The following is a 16,969-nucleotide window of genomic DNA, read 5'->3' on the forward strand; positions in this document are numbered from 1 at the left end:
GCTCCGGCTGCCGGGCGGTCCTACGTCCCGGGCGTGCCGGGCTTCCCGCCGAGGGACTCCTGATAGACGTCCGCGTTGGTGCGGGATTCCTTGATCAGGTCGTCGCAGAAGGCGGCGACGTCGTCGCCGATGAGTTCCAGGACGCCCTTTCCGGCCGCGACTCCCCCTTCGAAGAAGTCGACGATCCCCGGGAGCAGCGGCCCGTCGGGCAATTCGACCGGTCCCCGTAGGGGGTGAGGTGCAGCTTGGTCTGCTCCCACGCGTCCTGATGTTCGACAGGCAGCGCCGTGGCCCGGGCTTCGAACGCCTTGTACTCCCTGGTGAGATCGCTGCCGGTGATGGTTTCCCAGAAAGTCATCTCCCGCCCTCCTTGAGCTTGTCGATGCGCGAGGAGAGGAACTGCCATTTCACCCAGAACCTCCCGAGTTCTTCGCGGCCCGCGTCGTTGAGTGCGTAGAACTTGCGCGGGGGACCCATCCCGGACGGCTTCTTCGTCACCTGGACGAGCCCGTTCTTCTCCAGGCGCAGCAGGATGGTGTAGACGGTCCCCTCGACGACGTCGGTGAAGCCGAGTTCGTTCAGCCGACGCGTGATGGCGTACCCGTAGGTCTCCTCGCCGCTGATGATCTCGAGCACGCAGCCTTCGAGCGTGCCCTTCAACATCTCGGTCAGGTCGTCCATCGCGGGCCTCCCTTCCGGATCCTCCAGTACTGCGTAGTACCGAGTACCACTACACAGCATCACGGAGCAGCGGGGCGGCCGGGGGCACGGCGGCGGGATGCCTGTGTGTCAGAGGTCGAGTACGGCGCGGAGCGCGTTGTCGACGAGGGACTGCTGCTCGGGGCCGATGTTGCCGAGCAGCGTGCCCGTCTCGAAGCGGGACGCGGAGAGCTGCAGGACGTTGACGGCGACGACCGAGGCGTCGACCGGTGCGGTCAGGCGCACGCTCATCGCGGTGTCGGGGTGCACGGCCGGGGCGTGCAGCACCAGGGCGACCACGGCGCCGTAGGCCTCGGCGAGGCCGTCGAGGCTGACGACGAGCACCGTGCGGTTGCCCTTGGCGGTGTCGACGTCCCAGACGTCGCCCTTGCCGATCGTCACAGGGAGTCGCCCTCGCCGTCGAGGTCGAGCGGCGCGATCAGGGCGAGCTTGCGGCCGGCGTCGAGCGTCATCTGTCGGCGCACGGCGCGCAGGATGTAGTCGTTCAGCGACGGCGCGTCGGCCGCGGCGTCGCGCAGCGGCTGGTCCATCGCGTCGGGGATCCGCAGAGTGATGGCAGTCATGACACCAAATGTAGTGGCACAGGTGGTGTCAGGACAGGGCTCCTGGTGAGAGAGGGACGGAGTCCGGTACGACGGCTCGGCGGAACCGGACGGCACCGGTCGCCGCACCGGAAGACACCGGTCGCCGCGCCGGAGGCCGCGGCTCAGCCGAACCGCAGGATCCGCGGGGCGAAGGTGCCCTCGGGCCCCCCGGCCCGGCCGACCGACCACACCGTCGCCGTGCCCGGCACCGCCGCGAGACGCAGCGTCGAGGAGTCGCCCTCCCCGGCCACGACCGGTTCGCTGTGCTCGGCGAAGGACTGGCCGTTCCAGGCGAGGAAGTCGGGCCCGGGGATCAGCGGCGGCGTGCTGCCCGGCGGGCCCCACTTCAGCGAGCGGGCCACCGCGATCCAGCCGAGCTCGCCGGAGGCGCCGGGCACCAGCGAGGTGATCCCGCCGAAGTCGGCGGGTATGGCCACCCGGTGCCACGACTGCCCGTCGAAGCGGACGAGCAGGGGTGGAATCGGCTTGCCCGGCGGGCCGCCGACGAACCCACCGGTGCCGCCCGCCCACACCTCGGTGGGCGAGACCGCCAGGATGCTGCCGACGGCCGACCGCGGGAACCCGTCCACGCGGGTCTGCTGCCACGCCTTGCCGTCCCAGTGCGCCACGGCCGCGCCGTCGTTGGCGGCGCCCGCGGCCCACACGTCGTCGGCCGCCTTGATGTGCAGGCCGTACACGACTCCCGGCGGCACCGGCAGGTCCTGCCAGGCGCGTCCGTCCCAGCGCAGCAGGGCCTGCGCGCCGCCCTCCCGGCCGCCGATCAGCCAGGTCTCACCGCCGCCCGCGACGACCTTGTCGAGGCGGACCCCGCTCGGCGGCCGGCTGTCACGCCAGGACCTGCCGTCGAAGCGGAGCAGGCGGCTGCCGCCCGCCGAGTCGCGGCCGACGGCCCAGAGCGCGGTCGGTGAGGTCCCGGCGACCGAGAGCAGCTCGCCCTGCCAGCGGATCCCGGGCAGGCTCTGGCGCTGCCACGCGCCGCCGTCCCAGCGCAGCACCAGCGGGAAGCCCGGCGCCTCGCGGCCGACGGCGTCGGCGCCCACCGCCCAGGCCCGGTCGGGGCCGAACGCCGCGGCCTCGTTCAGGCCGCTCTGCGGGCGCAGTTGCGCCGGGACCGGAACGTGCTGCCAGGACGGGGCCTGTGCCGCGGCCGAGGACATGACGGCCACGACGGTCATGGCGACCGCGAGGGCCGCGACGAGAAGTCTGCGGGCCATGGTCGGTCTCGGTGCCATGGTCAGCCTCCAAGGCGCTCGCTCATCAGGTTCGGTTTCGAGCCGTAGATCTCGACGGTGCCGATGGAAAGGAGCGTGGACCCGGCCCGCGTCAGCGCCTGGGGTTTCACGTCGATCGCGTTCGTGCGTTCCGGGCCGCGGCTGAAGGTGGTGCGGGGGCCGTCCACGCGGGCGTACTTCGACTGGAACGCGCGGTCGCTGCGCATCTGCACCCACAGGGCGCCGTCCGGGCCGCGCACCATGTCCTCGGTGTAGGTGTCGCCCAGGGGCGGGTAAGTGGTGCGCCAGGCACGGCCGTTCCAGGTCGCGAGATAGGTGCGCGCCACGCCGTCGGTGTACTGGCTGCCGCCGATCGTGACCCGGCCGGAGCGTTCGGGCAGGATCGTGTGCACGTTGCTGTTCGGCGGCAGCGGCACGTCCGCGTACCGCCACCCCGTGCCGTCGTGACGCAGGACGGTCCGCTCGCCGGTGCGGGTGCTCGCCCAGGCCCAGACGTCGGTGGAGGTGCGGGCCGTGACCCCCATCAGGAACAGCACGTCGTCCGGGGTGGACTCCGTGGTCCAGCGGGAGCCGTCGTAGTGCAGCACCTTGAGTCCCGTGCTGTCCTCACCGACCACCCAGGCGCCGCCCGGTACGGCGGTGAAGTCCTGGTAGACCCACAGGGTCTGCGGCAGCGGGACGGCGCTCCACTCCCCCGCCGCCGAGCGGCGCAGGATCTCGCCCTCCCCGTCGCGGTTGTGGAGGATCCACACCTCGTCGCCGACGAACTGCACCTCGCCGAGCCAGCCCGGCCCGCCGGCGCCGGGGAAGGTGGCGTCCCGGCTCCACCGCGCGCCGTCCCACCGGTACAGGAGCGGCTTCATGCCGGTGAAATCGCCTTCGTAGCCCGTCGCCCAGGCCTCGCGCGGCCCGCGGGCGGCGAGGTCCCGCACCGTCACCGGCGAGGCGGCGGCGGGCACGGGCAGCGCCGACCAGCCCGGCGTCGCCGCCGCGGCCCTCGGCACGGGCGCGGCCGGCGACACCACCGCGGCACAGGCGAGCACGAGGCAGACCAGGAGCGCACGGAGACCGTTCACGAGACCCCCCACGACGTGAAGGTCGCAGAGCCTATTGGCGTCGCCCACCCGTGAACAGACGGCATTCGGCCATCACGGTCACCTCTGGGGGCCGTCGGCTCCAGGAGTCCCGCGGTGCCGTGGGCACAGGCGCGTCAGCGGCGTCCGCCGCACTCCCAGTCGTGGACCTCGACGGCGGCGTACCGGTCCGCGGTCAGGACGGCGCGTGCCGCGTCCGCGTCCGGGGCCTCGATCAGCACCGCCGTGCCCAGCCAGGCGGAGCCGTCGTCCGACAGGAGCGGACCGTACGCGATCAGGTCGTCCCGGTCGGGCGTCACCTCGGTGTCGGCGGCCGGTCCGGAGCCGAGGCCGAGGACCAAGTAGCGGTTGCCGCCGGTCAGTCCGCCGGGGAAGTCCCACATCGTGCGCCCCAGGAGGTTCCGCCAGCGCCGCACGAGCACGTCGCGGAAGCCGCCTGCCTGGTACACGGGCTCGTCGAAGGCGAACGCGCGGGCGGTGGTGGCGTCCGGGACGTCGACGATGTGCACGCTGCCGGTGGGCGTCTCGCCGTCGGCGGCGAAGGTCGGGCCGCGCGCGATCAGCTCCTTCGCGAACCCGTCCATGTAGGACCAGTGCTCCTCCTGCAGTTCCTCACGCAGGGGGAGGGAGCCGGGCCGGTCGCGGTGGTAGCACAGGAATTCCATGGTCAGACCTTCTCCCAGGGCGAGGGAGCGGCTCAACTCCCTTTCGCGGCGGTGGCTGCCCTGGATGTCAACCCGTCGTCCAGGGCCTGAGCTTCTCCGGGTTCCGTACCGCCCAGATGCGCGTGATGCGGTCCCCTGCGACGTCGAACGCGAACACCCCGACGGTGGCGCCGTCCTGCTGCGCCACCAGCCCCGGGCGGCCGTTGACCGTGCGTTCCAGGAAGACCAGGTCCGGCACCCGGCCGACGATGTCGATCAGGCCGCGGGCGATCTGCGGGCCGCCTGCCACGGGGTGGAGCGAGGCGGCGACGCGGCCGCCGCCGTCGCCGGTCGCCAGGGCGTCGGGGTCGAGGAGGCCGATGAGGGCGGTCAGGTCCTTGGCCTCCCACGCCTGCCTGAAGTCCCGCACGATGCCCGCCTGCTGGGCCGCCGGGGTCGCGGGAGCCGCCGAGTCGCGGACCCGGCGCCGGGCCGACGAGGCCAGCTGACGGCAGGCCGCCGGGGTCCTGCCGACGATGTCGGCCACCTCAGCGAAGGAGTAGCGGAAGACGTCGTGCAGGATGAACGCGACACGTTCGGCCGGGGTCATCGACTCCAGGACGACGAGGAACGCCATGGTGATCGACTCGTCGAGGGTGACCCGGTCCGCCGGGTCGGCGGTGGCCGTGGCGGCGCCCGACCGCCCGTCGACCCACTCCGCACGGCCGGGCAGCGGCTCGGGGATCCACTCGCCCACATAGCTCTCCCGCCTGACCCGTGCCGAGCGGAGCAGATCGAGGCAGATGCGGCTCGCGACCTTCGTCAGCCAGCCCCCGGGCGACGCGACGGCCTCCTGCCGCTGCCGGGACATGGCGTACCAGCGCGTGTACGTCTCCTGCACCACGTCCTCGGCGTCGGCGAGCGAGCCGAGGAGCCGGTACGCGACACCGATCAGCTGCCGCCGCTCGCTCATGATCGCGTCCAGGCCCGGGTCGAGCAGGCCGGGTCCGGAGTCGGAAGGGGTGGTCATGGTGCGGTCGGCTCCCTCGGTCGCGTGCGCTGTCACCCGTACGACGGGACAGGCCCGCGAAATGTGAGATCGGCGCGTCGGCGGCCGGACCGGGGGCGCGCGGCGGCGTCACGGACGGGGTGCGCGGGCAGCGCCTGGGCGCGCCCGGACTCCTCCGGGCTCACATCCCGCCGGGCTGTGTCGTCGGATGAGATGTCGCGGCGACGTCGGCGGCGACCTCCGCGCGACGTCTGCCCCACCACCTCCCCGCCCCACCCCTCGCCCCTTAGGAGCAACCCGCCATGACCACCACGACCGCCCTCAGCGAGCTGGCCGGCGACTACGTCCTCGACGCCGCCCGCAGCCGGGTCGGGTTCGTCGCCCGGCACACCATGGGCACCAGGGTGCGCGGCCACTTCGACTCGTTCGAGGGCGGCGCGCACCTGGACGGCGACGACCTGTCGCGGTCGAGTGCCGACCTGACCGTCCGGGCCGCGAGCATCGAGACGCACCACCCGAAGCGCGACGAGCCCCTGCGCGCCAAGTTCCTGGACGCGGACGCCCACCCGTTCATCACCTTCCTGTCGACCCGGGTGGCACAGGTCGACGGGACCCGCTTCAAGGTCACCGGTGATCTGACCGTCCGGGGCGTGACCAAGCCGGTCACCGTCGACGTCGAGCTGACCGGCGCCGAGCACGACCCGGCGGACGGCATCCGCGTCGGCCTCCGGGGCGGCGTCACCATCAACCGCAAGGACTGGGGCGTGAACTGGAACGCCGCGACCGGGGTCATGGTCGCGGCGAAGGTGACGCTGGAGTTCGACATCGTCGTGGTCCGCCGCTCCTGACCCACCCGTCACATCGGCGTGACGCCGGCCCGCCGGCGTACCGCGGCGCGGGCTGTGACCATCCCAAGATTCACTCGTTTGACGGAGGGCAGCGGCCGATGTCATCAGCCTTTGGGAGGCGGCCTCTCCATGTCCACGTCCGACGCCCGCACCTCGGGTCCCGCGCAGCGGATCTCTCTCGGCCAGGCCGAGGCGGCCCTCGTCGACCGCTACACCAACCTGGTGCGCCTCGCCTATCTGATCCTTCCGGTCGCGCTCTCCCGGCACCGCCGGGTCCTCGTCGCGCACGCCCTGGTGCAGCGCGCGCTGCCGGGCCCCTGGGGCTTCCGTTCCCGGGACACGGTCGCGCGGGTCCCCGCGCAGCGCACCGGAGGCGGGCCCGCCGGGGCCACCTGGCTGCTGCTGCGCGTGGTACGGGCGGCGTTGGCGTACGAGCGGCGTCCTCGCGGCTGGCCGAAACGGCTGCCGTCGCCGAGGGCGCTGACCCTGGTGCTGCCCGTGGTGTGGGGGCTGCGGCTGTTCCCGCGGGCGGGCGGGGTCGACGAGGTCACGCTCGGGCAGGCCTGCGCCCAGGTCTCCCCCGCCGCCCGCGCCGCGTTCGTCCTGCGGCGCCTCGACGGGCTCGCGGACGCGGAGGTCGTGGAGCTGCTCGACGCCGCGGGCGCCGAGCGGCCCGGGGACGCGCTGCGTGCCTCGTACCGCCTGGAGGAGATGGCGGGCCCGGCGGCCGAAACGCTGCTGCGCTCCCGGGAGTTCGACGCCTGTTCCGTGCAGACCAGGCCGACCGACCTGCTGCGGCGCAGGCGCCGGGCCCGGCTCGTCTGGGCGGCGGTGGCGCTGCTGCTCCTCAGCGGCCTGGTCCTGACCGGCCTGGAGGCGAAGGCCGACCGGGAGTCCGCCCCCTCGACCGGGCCCGCCGCGGCCGCCGCCGACCGGCTGCGCCGCGCCCCCGCCGCGGAGTGGGCCGACACCGCCCGCGTCGACTTCACCGCCTGGCCGCCCCGGGGGCCGCGGACGGACGACCGCGCCCTGCTCGTCCGCGCCCTCGCCGTCTGGGCACGCCCCGGCCGGGGCGTGCGCGTCACGTCCGCCCCGGCCACGTCCACCGAACCGCCGGGCCGCGCACCGCGGTTGCTGTACGCCGGTGTCGTCGGCGGCCGTACCGTCGTGCTGTTCCACGACGCGGAGCGCGTCATCCGTTACAGCGAGAACTCCTCCGGCGACGAGCCCGCCCTCGACTTCGCCCGCGCCGACAACGCCGACGTGACCACGGCCGCCGCGGTCGCCGTCAGCCGTGACGACGGCCGCACCCGGTACCTCACCGCGCCGTGGATCGCCGAGACACACACCCGTGACCTGCTGCGCCCCGACGACGCGAGCACGCCCCTGAAGGTCTCGGCCGACGGGATCACCGCGCCCGTGCCCGACCCCGCCATCGGCCGGTCCTGCGACGCCTGGCCCGCGCTGCAGCTGCGCTCCTCCTCACGCATCGTGGAGAAGCACGCGTTCCTGGTCACCGACCTCGGCGGCCTGCTGCCCGTCCACCTCACGTACACGCCGCTGCCCGGCTCCGGCGCCCCCGCCCGCCAGCCCCGCGAGGCCATGAGCCCGCAGGCGCTCGCCGGCTGGGCCCGGACCGCCTGCCAGCTGCCCGAGCTGCGCAGGGGCACGCGGTCGGTCAACGTCTGGGACTTCGCCGAGCAGGACCTGCCGGAGGACGACGGGCGTGCCCTGTGGTCCTGCGCCCGCGCCACCACCTGGCGCGGCCCGGGCGATGTGCTCCTGCAGTTCAAGGCACCGGCGGCACGGGACACCGCGTCGGCTCCCGTGATCGCCCGCGCCCGGTCCACCGCCGCCTGCGGCCGGTTCGGCCAGCACGTCGTGGCGAGCACCACCTGGCGGGCGGACTCCGGCAGGCGCTATCTGCTGGCCGCGGGCAGCCGCGAGGTCACCGGCATCGACGTCACGGGGGACGTGGACGTCTCCGAGCGGGGCAGGACCCTCGCGGAACCGGCGCCGCGCGACGCGCACGCACGGGTGCGCGCCCGGCTCAGCACCGGGGAGACCCTGGCCCCGCCCGGGGCGGCGGCCGCCCCGGGGCAGTCCCGGTAGCGGCCGCGGCGGTCCCGGGTGCGGCAGCGCGGGGCTAGGGCCTGTCGTCAAACTGCCGTCGTTGCCCGCAGGCGGCAGTTTGACGACAGGCCCTAGCTCCAGCGGCGCAGGGCGTCGATCGTCGATTCCGGTGAGGTGTTGAAACAGAAGCGGATCCCGGGGGCCAGCTCGACCAGCACGTTGATCACCCGCTCGAAAAGCTCGGTGTGCTCGGCCGGCGTGCGGACACCTGCACCGATCATGGCCAGTTCCACGGAATGCCCGGCCACCGCCGCGCGCACCGTCTTCTCCGCCTCGTCGGGGTCCACGCCGATCGCGCAGTGCAGGGCGTCGAAGCCCGCCGCCCGGACGGCCCCGAGGCCCTGCTCGACCAGTGCGATCAGGGTGGCCTCGTCCAGGCCAGGAAAGAGGCTGTAGTCGACCGCACTCGGATGGAGTCCGATCACCAGAATCTTTGCCACGTTCATCAATCCTCACGGGAGACGGAGCCATGTCGAGCGAAGAACCCGCTGCCAGTCTGACGGTTCACGCCGGTCGCGGGTGAACCGGGATCCGCGGCACCGGCCCCGGAAGCGGACAGCGAGCGCGAAGGGTACCGGCAGTCAACTCCCCGTCGAACGCCCCGTGTACGGCGCATGCACGCTCGGCGATCCCTACAACCACCCGTGCCGCGCCGCGTGTCGAAGCCTGCGCCGGGACCACAGGCGAGCCATCGCCGCGAGCACCGGCGTCACCGACCCACGACACCAACGGAGTTCCCGTGCACCTGCGTACCCGTCCACCGGTCGCCCGGCTGACCGCGACCGCCGCGCTCGCCCTCGCCACCCTCGCCCCCCTCTCCCTCGGCCTGGCGCCCGCCCACGCCGCGGACACCGCCCGCCCGAGCGACGACCCTCCCCCGTCCCCGTACACGGTGAGCCTCACCAGCAGCGAGAGCACGACCGACTACGCCCACCGGGACGTCGACCTGACCGGCACGGTGACCCGCGCCGACGGCACCCCCGTGGCCGACGCGCCGGTCGTGCTGCTCAAGTCCGTCCTCTACGACACCTGGAACCCGTGGGGCGACCCCATCGACCCGACCGAGCGGGAGACCCTGAACCTGGGCACGGTCCGCACGGACGCCAAGGGCGACTTCACGCTCCCCGACGTCAAGGCGGACCGCTGGGAGAACAAGCCCAGCGTCTTCCTGTTCCCCCGCCACCGCGTGGAGTTCCAGGCGTCCTACGACCCGGGCGACCCCGACGACAACGAGATCTACTTCGGCGGCACCCGGGTCGCCGCCCAGCCGGTCACCAGCACCCTCACGTACAAGGTCAACCGCACCAAGGTCCGCAAGGGCGACACCCTCGTCGTCACCGGCAAGGTCACCTGGCCCGCCGGGCACGGCCCCGTCGCCGGCACCCGCGTGTTCCTGCGGACGTACTACGAGTCGGCGTACAACGCGCAGGCCAAGACCGACGCGAGCGGGAAGTTCACCGTCCGCGCCAAGATCCGCGGCTACGACAACGAGTTCGTGGTCTTCTCCGCGCCGAAGGACTACTACATCGCGGGGGCCAGCAAGGACCTGCCCGTCAAGAACGTCACCAGGCCGGCCGCCGGGAGCGTCACTCCCTGACCGAGAACTCGCCGGGCGGGGGCGGCACATGCCCCGCCCGGACCGGATCCCCCGGGCCCGCGTCCCCGGCGTGCCGCGCGGAGCTGTGACGCCCGGCCCCGCCGGGGCGGATCGGCCACCACATGCCGCGGCCGAGCAGCGCGGCCAGGGCGGGCACGAGGACGACGGACAGGACGAACGCCGAGAGCATGATGCCGAGCGCCGTGGCGAAGCCGATCTGCTGGGTGCCCGAGGACGGGCTCACCGCGAGGCTGCCGAAGGAGCCCGCGAGGACCAGGCCGGCCGTGGCGATCGCGGGTGCCGTGTGCCGTACGGCGCGCGCCACGGCCGGGCGGGCCGGGCCCGGCCGTTCCATCTCCTCGCGGACGCGGTCGCTGATCAGGATGTTGTAGTCGGTGCCGAGGGCGACGACGAACAGGAACAGGACCAGCGGCAGCGTGAAGTCGACGCCGGGCTTGTCCAGGAGATGCTGGAACACCAGCGTGGACGCGCCGAGGGTGGCCGCGAAGCCCAGGCCGACGGAGATCATCAGGATCACCGGGGCGAGCAGGCTGCGCAGCAGCAGGAAGAGGATCAGCGCGATCAGGACGGCGGCGACCGGGAACACGATCCGCAGGTCCTTGTCCACGGCCTCGGAGACATCGGCGAAGATCGCCGGGGTGCCGCCGACATGAGCCTCGGTGCCGTCCGGCCGGTGCCGGTCGACGGCGTCGCGGACGGGTCCGGTGACCAGGTCGCGGGCCTTCTGGGACTGCGGGTCGGCGGACAGGTACACGTCGATGCGGGCGGCGTCGCGGGCCTTGTCGAGGGTGGGGGCGCCGACCTTGCCCACGCCCTTGACGCGGGCGAGCGCGCGGGTCAGGCCGTGGGTGTCGGCGCGGGTGAGTTCCGCGCCGCCCTTCGCCGTGACGTACACGGTCGTCGGGTCGGACACTCCGGCGGGCAGGGCCCGTGAGATCTCCGCCGCGGTCCGCGCGGCCCGGGTGTCGTCGGGGCCGCCGGGCTGGCCGTAGTTCATCTTGATGCCGGTCAGGCCCGCGGCCAGGGCACCCAGGAGGGCCACCGAGGCGAGCACGAGGGTCACGGGCCTGCGCGCGACGAGCGCGCCGAACCGCCCGGCGGAGCCCTCCTCGGGGGCGCGGCGCAGGGACCGGGACGGCCAGAACATCGCGCGTCCGGTGACGGCGAGCAGCGCGGGCATCAGGGTCAGGCTGGCGAGGAGCATCACGAGGACGGACACGGCGATGGCCGGGCCGAGCACACGGAACTGCCCGAAGGAGGCGACGCCGAGGGTGGCGAAGGCGGCGACGATCGTCAGGGCCGCCGAGGTGATCGCGGTGCCGACCCGGCCCGTGGCCTCGGCGGCCGCGTCGCGCCGGTGCTGTCCGGGACGGGCCCGCAGCTGTTCGCGGAAGCGGAACAGCAGGAACAGGAAGTAGTCGATGCCGATGCCGAGCAGGACGACGTTGATGAGCTGCGGTGTGGAGGTGTCGAGCTTGACGCCGGTGAGCAGCGCGAAGCCCACCACGACACCCGCCGCCGCGCCGCCGATCACGGCGACGGCGATCAGCGGCACGATCGCGGCCAGGACGCTGCGGAACACGAGCACGTTGAGGAGCACGATCAGCCCGAAGGTGAGGATGCCCGTGATCCTCGTGGTGTCCTCCTCGGCGTCGGCGGTGTCGACGGTGTCGGCGATCCCGCCGGTGAAGCCGGTGCGCATCCCGTCGCGGGCGAAGGCGGCCTCGGTGTCGTGCCGCAGTTCCCGGAACACGTCCTGGAGGCCGGGGTCGGAGGAGTTCCCGGTCAGACCGACCGAGACCAGCTGGAAGGTCCGGTCGGGCGCCACCATGCCGGGGCGCAGGCGCGGGGTCTGCGAGTGGTCCTCGCGCAGGAACGCCGTGGGCCCGGCGTCCTCGTCCTCGGGCATGGTCACGCGCCGCTTGCCGAGGTCCGCCGTCTGCTCGCGGACGCGCCGCTGGTCGGCCACCGTGAGCGGCTTGCCGTCCGCGCGGGCGACGAGCAGGGTCACGGTGTTCGCGTCGGGCTTCTCGCCGAACTTCTCCTCGGCGACCTTCAGGGCCGCCGCCGAGTCGTAGCTGCCCGGCAGGAAGTCCCCGGTCTGGGTCTGGGTCACGCGGTGGATGAGTGCCTGGCCCACCAGGGCCAGGAGGACGCCGACCACCGACCAGACGGCGATCACCTTCCATGGATGTCTGGTGGAGAACCCGGTCAGGGCACGGATCACGTCGTTCCTCCGGCATCGGCCTGCCACCGGGGGTCCCCGGCCGTCTTCAAGACCATCACCGGGGCCTGCCGTTCTCGTCCGGGCCAGGGACGAGAACGGCACCGGGACCGGGGTCCGTGGCCGGCCGCCGACCAGGACCCTGGTCCTGGTCCGGAGCTCCCCATCAGGGCCGGATCCCGCCCTGACACCCGGTGCCACAATGGTTCTCGTACGACCGTCACAGCGCACCCGGCACCGGCCCGGCAGCGGAGCCGGGCAAGGGAGAGGGAACACGATGCTGACGGATCGACACCGCGTCGAGCGGGCGCCGGGGGCCGTCGCGCTGCCGTGGTCGCGCGCCGACGGTCTGGTCGTCGCCGGTGTGACGGCCCTGGACGTGTTCGGCTACTCCCTGAGCGGTGCGGACGAGGGCAATCCGGCCACGGTGCCGGGGCTCGCCGCGGTCGCCGTGTCGGGGCTGCCGCTGCTGTTCCGGCGCCGGCATCCGGTGGCGGCGTTCGGCGGGGCGCTCGCGCTGGGTACGGTGATCAGTCTGGTCATGGCGGGGCCGCGTGGTCTCTCGGCGGCACTCGTCGTCGCCCTGTTCACGGTGGTGCGCGGCGGCAGTGTCCGGGTGACGGCGGCGGCGGGCGCGGCGAGTCTCGCGCTGCCCTTCGTCGACCGGATCAACGGGCCGTGGCCCGCGCGGATGGACCTCGTGGGCACGGCACTCGCCACGGTCCTCGTCATCGGCGCCGCGGCCGCGGTCAACCGCTGGCAGCGGGACGTGGAGGCGAACCGGCGGCTCCTCGCCGACCGGGCGGTGGCCGAGGAGCGCCGCCGCATCGCCCGGGAGCTGCACGACATCGTGTCCCACCACATCACCACCATGCAGTTGATGGCGGGCGGGGCCCGGGCCAATCTCGCGCACGACCCCGAGGTCGCGCGGGGCGCCCTGGTCACGTTGGAGGACTCCGGCCGCATGGCGCTGCGCGAGATGCGTCAGCTCCTCGACGTACTGCGGGCGGACGACGAGCCGGACGACGCGCCCCCGTCTCCGCAACCCGGTGCCGACGACCTCGACCGCATCGTCGCCGAGTCCCGCCTCGCGGGGCTGCCCACCGACTTCCGCGTCCACGGCGAGGAGCGCCCGCTGCCGCCGACCGTGGGCCTCACCGTCTTCCGCATCGTCCAGGAGGCCCTCACCAACGCCCGCAAGCACGCGGGCGAGGCGCGGGCCGAGGTACGGCTGACCTACGGCGACGACCGGGTCGACGTGGAGGTGCGCGACGACGGCGGGGGCACGCTCGTGCCGGCGGGGCACAAGGCGCCGTCGCGTTCGGCGCGCCCCGGGTACGGCCTGGTCGGCATGCGGGAACGCGTCTCGCTGCACGGCGGCTCCCTGACGACCGGGCCGTTGGAGGGCGGCGGCTTCGCGGTGACGGCGAGCCTGCCGCTGGCGCCGGGCGAGGGGGAGGTGCTGCCCCGATGAGCGGGACCCGGGACCGGGCCCCCGTCCCGACGAGCGAGCCGCCGGACCGCGTCCGTGTACTCATCGCCGACGACCAGCCCCTGGTGCGGCGCGGGCTCGCCCTGATCCTCTCCCCCGACCCGGCGTTCGAGGTGGTCGGCGAGGCGGAGGACGGCGAGCGGGCGGTCGCGCTCGCGCACCGGCTGCGGCCCGACGTCGTCGTCATGGACATCCGCATGCCGGTGCTGGACGGGGTCGGGGCGACCGAGGAGCTGGCGCGGGTGCTGCCCCGCTGCCGGGTGCTCGCGCTCAGCACCTTCGACATGGACGAGTACGTCGTGGGGGCGCTGCGCGCGGGCGCGTACGGATTCCTGCCGAAGGACAGTTCGCCGGAGGAGCTGATCGCGGCGGTGCGCACCGTGCACGCCGGTGAGGCGGCCGTGGCCCCGCGCCTGCTCACGCGGCTCATCTCCACGTACGTACGGGCCCCGCACCGCTCCCGGCAGGCCGCGCCCGCGGTGGACCTCGCCGAACTGACGCCCCGCGAGGTCGAGGTGTGGCGGCTGATCGCGACCGGGCTCGACAACGCGCAGATCTCCGGGGCGCTCGACATCAGCGTCTCGACGGTCAAGAACTACATCACCAGCATCTTCGGCAAGCTCGGCGTCCGTGACCGCGCGCAGGCGGTGATCGCCGCCTATGAGTCCGGCCTGGTCGAGGCGGCGGGCCGGACGGCGGACGGCCAGGGGGCCGCCGGGTCGGGGCCGCACGGCGGATCGGCGGCGTGACGCAGAGCCCTGCGCGGACCGGCGACGGCCGCTACCGTGGTGCGGGTGCTTGGGAAAGAGGCACATCAACAGGTGACTTGACGGCTGAAGCGGGGAAAAGGTTCGGCCGCGAGGATCTGCGGACACCCCTGTGTCCGCGAACCGCCGATGTGTACTGTGACCGAGCTGCGAGGGAGACCCAACCGTGAGTCAGGACCCCCTGGACCCGCCCCCGAACGACTCCGGCCGCGAGGCCACCGCACCGCCCGCGGCCGACGCGGTGCCGGAACCGCGGCAGCACGACACCGCCCTGCGCAACCGTCAGTTGGCGCACGCCTGCGTCGAGCGGGCCCAGGACGTGCTGAGGGCCCGCTACGGCCTCGACTCCTCCCGCGACGCGTTCGATCTGCTGCGCCGGACGTCGCAGCAGATGAACATCAAGCTGCACACACTGGCCGACGCGGTGGTCCGGGTGCCCGGACCCGACGCGGGCGCCGAGCTGTGGTTTCCCGGCCGGGCCCGCTACAGCCCGCCGCCGCTGCCCGGCCTGGTGGAGCCGGAGGGCGACCGCGGCGGGCACGGTGCCGTGCTGAAGTCCACGCTGCGGCGGGTCCTGCACCTCACCCAGACCGGGATGGGCAACGTGCAGGTGGTGGAGCACGGGATGCTGCGCCTGGAGAGACACACCGGGCTGAGCCGGGAGTTCACCGACTTCTTCGCCTTCGTGCAGGACTCGACGACGTCGTGCGCGCGGGCCGCCGAGGAGCAGCGGCAGGTGACGGTGAAGGACGTGGCCGTCGCGGACATCTTCGACGAGGACTCCCGCCGCACCATCTTGCGGGCGGGCAGCCGCGGTTGCCACAGCGTTCCCCTGACGGGGCCGGGCGGAGCGGTGCTCGGCATGGTCTCCTCGCACCACGAACGGCCCCTGCTCGGCTTCACCCGCGCGCAGCTCGACGAGTTGGAGGCCGTCGGGCAGCAGGTCGGCCGCTGGCTGGCCTGGCATCGCGGCACCCGCGTCCTGGACGCCCTCGAACACCTCCACACCGCCGCGGCCGCCCTGCGCTGACGCGACCGGCCGGGCCGCTCACGCCCCGGTGGCGAGCCCCCTCACACCCGCCGCCAACGCGCGCACGCCCAGGAGAAGAGACCGAACGCCACCAGCGCCAGCGCCACCGCCACGAGCAGCCACGGGCCCGCCGGGGTTTCCTGGAACGAGCGCAGGACGTCGTCCATGCCCTTGGCCTCCCCCGGCTCGTGCCGCACGGCGGCCACCAGGACGAAGGCCCCGGCGGCGGCGAAGACGGCGCCCCGGCCGCTGCCGCCCACCACTCCGAGGGTGTCCACGGTCCGCCGCACCGGGGTGGACATCTCGTGCATCCGCAGGTGCTTGTGGTACTTGCGCCGCACCGCCCGGACGGCGATCCACACGCCGGTCGCGGCCACGCCCGCGCCGACGGCGCCGACGATCCACTGCCCCGCGGGCCAGCCGAGCGCGGTCGCCGTCACATCGTCGCTCTGGCGGTCGGACGAGCCGCTGCCGCTGCCCTTGTCCCCGGTGACGTAGGCGAGCACGGAATAGGCGACCACGCCGTAGAACACGGACCTGCCCGCCGACGCGAGCCGCTTCCTGGCCCGGTGGCCGTCCGGCCCCGCCTGCCCGAACAGCGCCTCCGAGAGCCGCCACAATGCCATGCCCACGAGCGCGAGCCCGAGGAGCCACAGCAGGGCGCTCCCGAACGGCTTGTCGGCGATCTCCGTCAGGGCACCGCCCCGGTCGGCCTGCTTCCCGCCGTCGTCGGCGAACGCGATGCGCAGCGCGAGGACGCCGACGAGCGCGTAGAGGACGCCCCGCGCCACGAATCCGGCGCGCGCCGCCGCCCCGACACCACGTCCCTTCGCCACTCGGCGTGCCTGCCGTGTCCCGTCGCGTACGACACCGTCGAATCCCATGGCCCCGCGAGTGCCCCGCTCCCGCCACACGATGCGCGCGAATCCGCCACGCGGGAGCGGCGGGCGGACGGCGGAGGACCGATTCGCCTCCCGTGCCCTGTGTTCGCCTCCGTGCCCTGTACATGGGGGCCGTTGAAGCGCACGCGGCGGGGTACCCGGAGGGCAGGCTGAACCAACCGTGTGAGGGTGCGTCATGTCGGATGCTTCGCTGCGGGCCGTCGGCTGGGCCCAGTCCTTCCCTGTGTCCCGGGGCGTCAGGGCCGGGCGCGAGTGGGCCCGCGCCCACATGGAGTCCCTGGGGTGGGCGCGCGCGGACCCGGACGCGGTGGACTCCGTGGTCCTCGCGGTGTCCGAGCTGGTCACCAACGCCCACCACCACGCCCGCACCAGCGCCCAGGTGGTGCTGACCTGGGACGGAAAAGGGCTGCACCTCACCGTGCACGACTCCGGGCCGGGATCCCCCGCGCCGCGCTCCGCGGACGACAGCAGCGTCAGCGGCCGCGGCCTGGCCATCGTGGACGCCCTCGCGGACACCTGGAGCATCCACCCCACGGCGGACGGCAAGACCATCACCGCCTGCTTCAAGGGCCCCGACGACTCCCCCTGCTCCCGCCGCGAGACCTGACCCGCGAAGAGCCGAGCCGCGCCGAAGGTATGGACTTGCCCGCG

At 73.7% G+C, this 16,969-nt stretch carries 17 protein-coding genes and 1 pseudogene; 7 read left to right on the forward strand and 11 right to left on the reverse strand.

The features are described from left to right. Window positions 1-20: 20 nt before the first annotated feature. The 8 genes and pseudogenes from AB6L24_RS01190 to sigJ all read right to left on the reverse strand — a co-directional run bounded on the left by AB6L24_RS01190 (window position 21) and on the right by sigJ (window position 5,325). Window positions 21-358, reverse strand: a pseudogene (locus tag AB6L24_RS01190) (DUF1048 domain-containing protein). After that, complete coding sequence (locus AB6L24_RS01195; RefSeq protein ID WP_405650969.1) at window positions 355-681, reverse strand: PadR family transcriptional regulator; 327 nt, start codon at window positions 679-681, stop codon at window positions 355-357. Before AB6L24_RS01195 ends, AB6L24_RS01190 begins: the two are co-directional and overlap by 4 nt. 108 nt (window positions 682-789) lie before the next feature. Continuing rightward, complete coding sequence (locus AB6L24_RS01200) at window positions 790-1,101, reverse strand: hypothetical protein (protein ID WP_405650971.1); 312 nt, start codon at window positions 1,099-1,101, stop codon at window positions 790-792. Continuing rightward, complete coding sequence (locus AB6L24_RS01205; RefSeq protein WP_380850313.1) at window positions 1,098-1,283, reverse strand: hypothetical protein; 186 nt, start codon at window positions 1,281-1,283, stop codon at window positions 1,098-1,100. Before AB6L24_RS01205 ends, AB6L24_RS01200 begins: the two co-directional genes overlap by 4 nt. A 143-nt stretch (window positions 1,284-1,426) precedes the next feature. Beyond that, the gene (locus AB6L24_RS01210) at window positions 1,427-2,557 is read right to left on the reverse strand and encodes a hypothetical protein (RefSeq protein WP_405650974.1); all 1,131 of its coding nucleotides are present in this window, start codon (window positions 2,555-2,557) and stop codon (window positions 1,427-1,429) included. 2 nt (window positions 2,558-2,559) lie between these two features. Beyond that, on the reverse strand, window positions 2,560-3,633 hold the full coding sequence (locus AB6L24_RS01215) for a hypothetical protein (protein WP_405650976.1): 1,074 nt from the start codon (window positions 3,631-3,633) through the stop codon (window positions 2,560-2,562). A 134-nt stretch (window positions 3,634-3,767) separates the two neighbouring features. Then, the gene (locus tag AB6L24_RS01220; protein ID WP_405650978.1) at window positions 3,768-4,316 is read right to left on the reverse strand and encodes a YciI family protein; all 549 of its coding nucleotides are present in this window, start codon (window positions 4,314-4,316) and stop codon (window positions 3,768-3,770) included. A 67-nt stretch (window positions 4,317-4,383) separates the two neighbouring features. Then, window positions 4,384-5,325, reverse strand: a complete 942-nt coding sequence (sigJ, locus tag AB6L24_RS01225) for an RNA polymerase sigma factor SigJ (RefSeq protein ID WP_405650980.1) — start codon at window positions 5,323-5,325, stop codon at window positions 4,384-4,386. A gap of 281 nt (window positions 5,326-5,606) precedes the next feature. Here sigJ and AB6L24_RS01230 point away from each other — a divergent pair, with 281 nt between their 5' ends. Then, a complete protein-coding gene (locus AB6L24_RS01230; RefSeq protein WP_405650982.1) occupies window positions 5,607-6,152 on the forward strand; it encodes a YceI family protein in 546 nt (181 codons plus the stop codon). A 129-nt stretch (window positions 6,153-6,281) separates the two neighbouring features. After that, window positions 6,282-8,264 carry a hypothetical protein gene (locus tag AB6L24_RS01235; RefSeq protein WP_405650984.1) on the forward strand — a complete coding sequence of 661 codons (1,983 nt, stop codon included), beginning with the start codon at window positions 6,282-6,284 and terminating at the stop codon, window positions 8,262-8,264. A 92-nt stretch (window positions 8,265-8,356) separates the two neighbouring features. On the opposite strand, the gene AB6L24_RS01240 is transcribed toward AB6L24_RS01235, so the two are convergent. Continuing rightward, window positions 8,357-8,731, reverse strand: a complete 375-nt coding sequence (locus tag AB6L24_RS01240) for a hypothetical protein (protein WP_405650987.1) — start codon at window positions 8,729-8,731, stop codon at window positions 8,357-8,359. Window positions 8,732-9,024: 293 nt separating this feature from the next. Here AB6L24_RS01240 and AB6L24_RS01245 point away from each other — a divergent pair, with 293 nt between their 5' ends. After that, window positions 9,025-9,882 carry an acyl carrier protein gene (locus AB6L24_RS01245; protein ID WP_405650989.1) on the forward strand — a complete coding sequence of 286 codons (858 nt, stop codon included), beginning with the start codon at window positions 9,025-9,027 and terminating at the stop codon, window positions 9,880-9,882. Here the strand turns inward: AB6L24_RS01245 and AB6L24_RS01250 are convergent. Then, window positions 9,872-12,130 (reverse strand): MMPL family transporter, encoded by a 2,259-nt coding sequence (locus AB6L24_RS01250; protein ID WP_405650991.1) that lies wholly within the window; start codon window positions 12,128-12,130, stop codon window positions 9,872-9,874. The two genes, AB6L24_RS01245 and AB6L24_RS01250, sit on opposite strands and share 11 nt — an antisense overlap. A 274-nt stretch (window positions 12,131-12,404) precedes the next feature. On the opposite strand from AB6L24_RS01250, the gene AB6L24_RS01255 reads away from it, so the two are divergent. The 3 genes from AB6L24_RS01255 to AB6L24_RS01265 all read left to right on the forward strand — a co-directional run bounded on the left by AB6L24_RS01255 (window position 12,405) and on the right by AB6L24_RS01265 (window position 15,416). Beyond that, complete coding sequence (locus tag AB6L24_RS01255; RefSeq protein ID WP_405650993.1) at window positions 12,405-13,601, forward strand: sensor histidine kinase; 1,197 nt, start codon at window positions 12,405-12,407, stop codon at window positions 13,599-13,601. After that, window positions 13,598-14,368, forward strand: a complete 771-nt coding sequence (locus tag AB6L24_RS01260) for a response regulator (RefSeq protein ID WP_405650995.1) — start codon at window positions 13,598-13,600, stop codon at window positions 14,366-14,368. Before AB6L24_RS01255 ends, AB6L24_RS01260 begins: the two co-directional genes overlap by 4 nt. Before the next feature lie 184 nt (window positions 14,369-14,552). Then, window positions 14,553-15,416, forward strand: coding sequence for an ANTAR domain-containing protein (locus AB6L24_RS01265; protein WP_405650997.1), 864 nt, complete (start codon window positions 14,553-14,555; stop codon window positions 15,414-15,416). A gap of 41 nt (window positions 15,417-15,457) precedes the next feature. Here AB6L24_RS01265 and AB6L24_RS01270 read toward each other — a convergent pair whose 3' ends face one another. Continuing rightward, window positions 15,458-16,300: a DUF1206 domain-containing protein gene (locus tag AB6L24_RS01270; RefSeq protein ID WP_405650999.1), complete on the reverse strand. Its 843-nt coding sequence runs from the start codon at window positions 16,298-16,300 to the stop codon at window positions 15,458-15,460. A 193-nt stretch (window positions 16,301-16,493) separates the two neighbouring features. Here AB6L24_RS01270 and AB6L24_RS01275 point away from each other — a divergent pair, with 193 nt between their 5' ends. Then, window positions 16,494-16,925, forward strand: coding sequence for an ATP-binding protein (locus tag AB6L24_RS01275; RefSeq protein ID WP_405651002.1), 432 nt, complete (start codon window positions 16,494-16,496; stop codon window positions 16,923-16,925). Window positions 16,926-16,969 lie beyond the last annotated feature (44 nt).

The sequence above is a fragment of the Streptomyces sp. RK9 genome, from assembly GCF_045070545.1.
Lineage (GTDB): Bacteria > Actinomycetota > Actinomycetes > Streptomycetales > Streptomycetaceae > Streptomyces > Streptomyces alboflavus.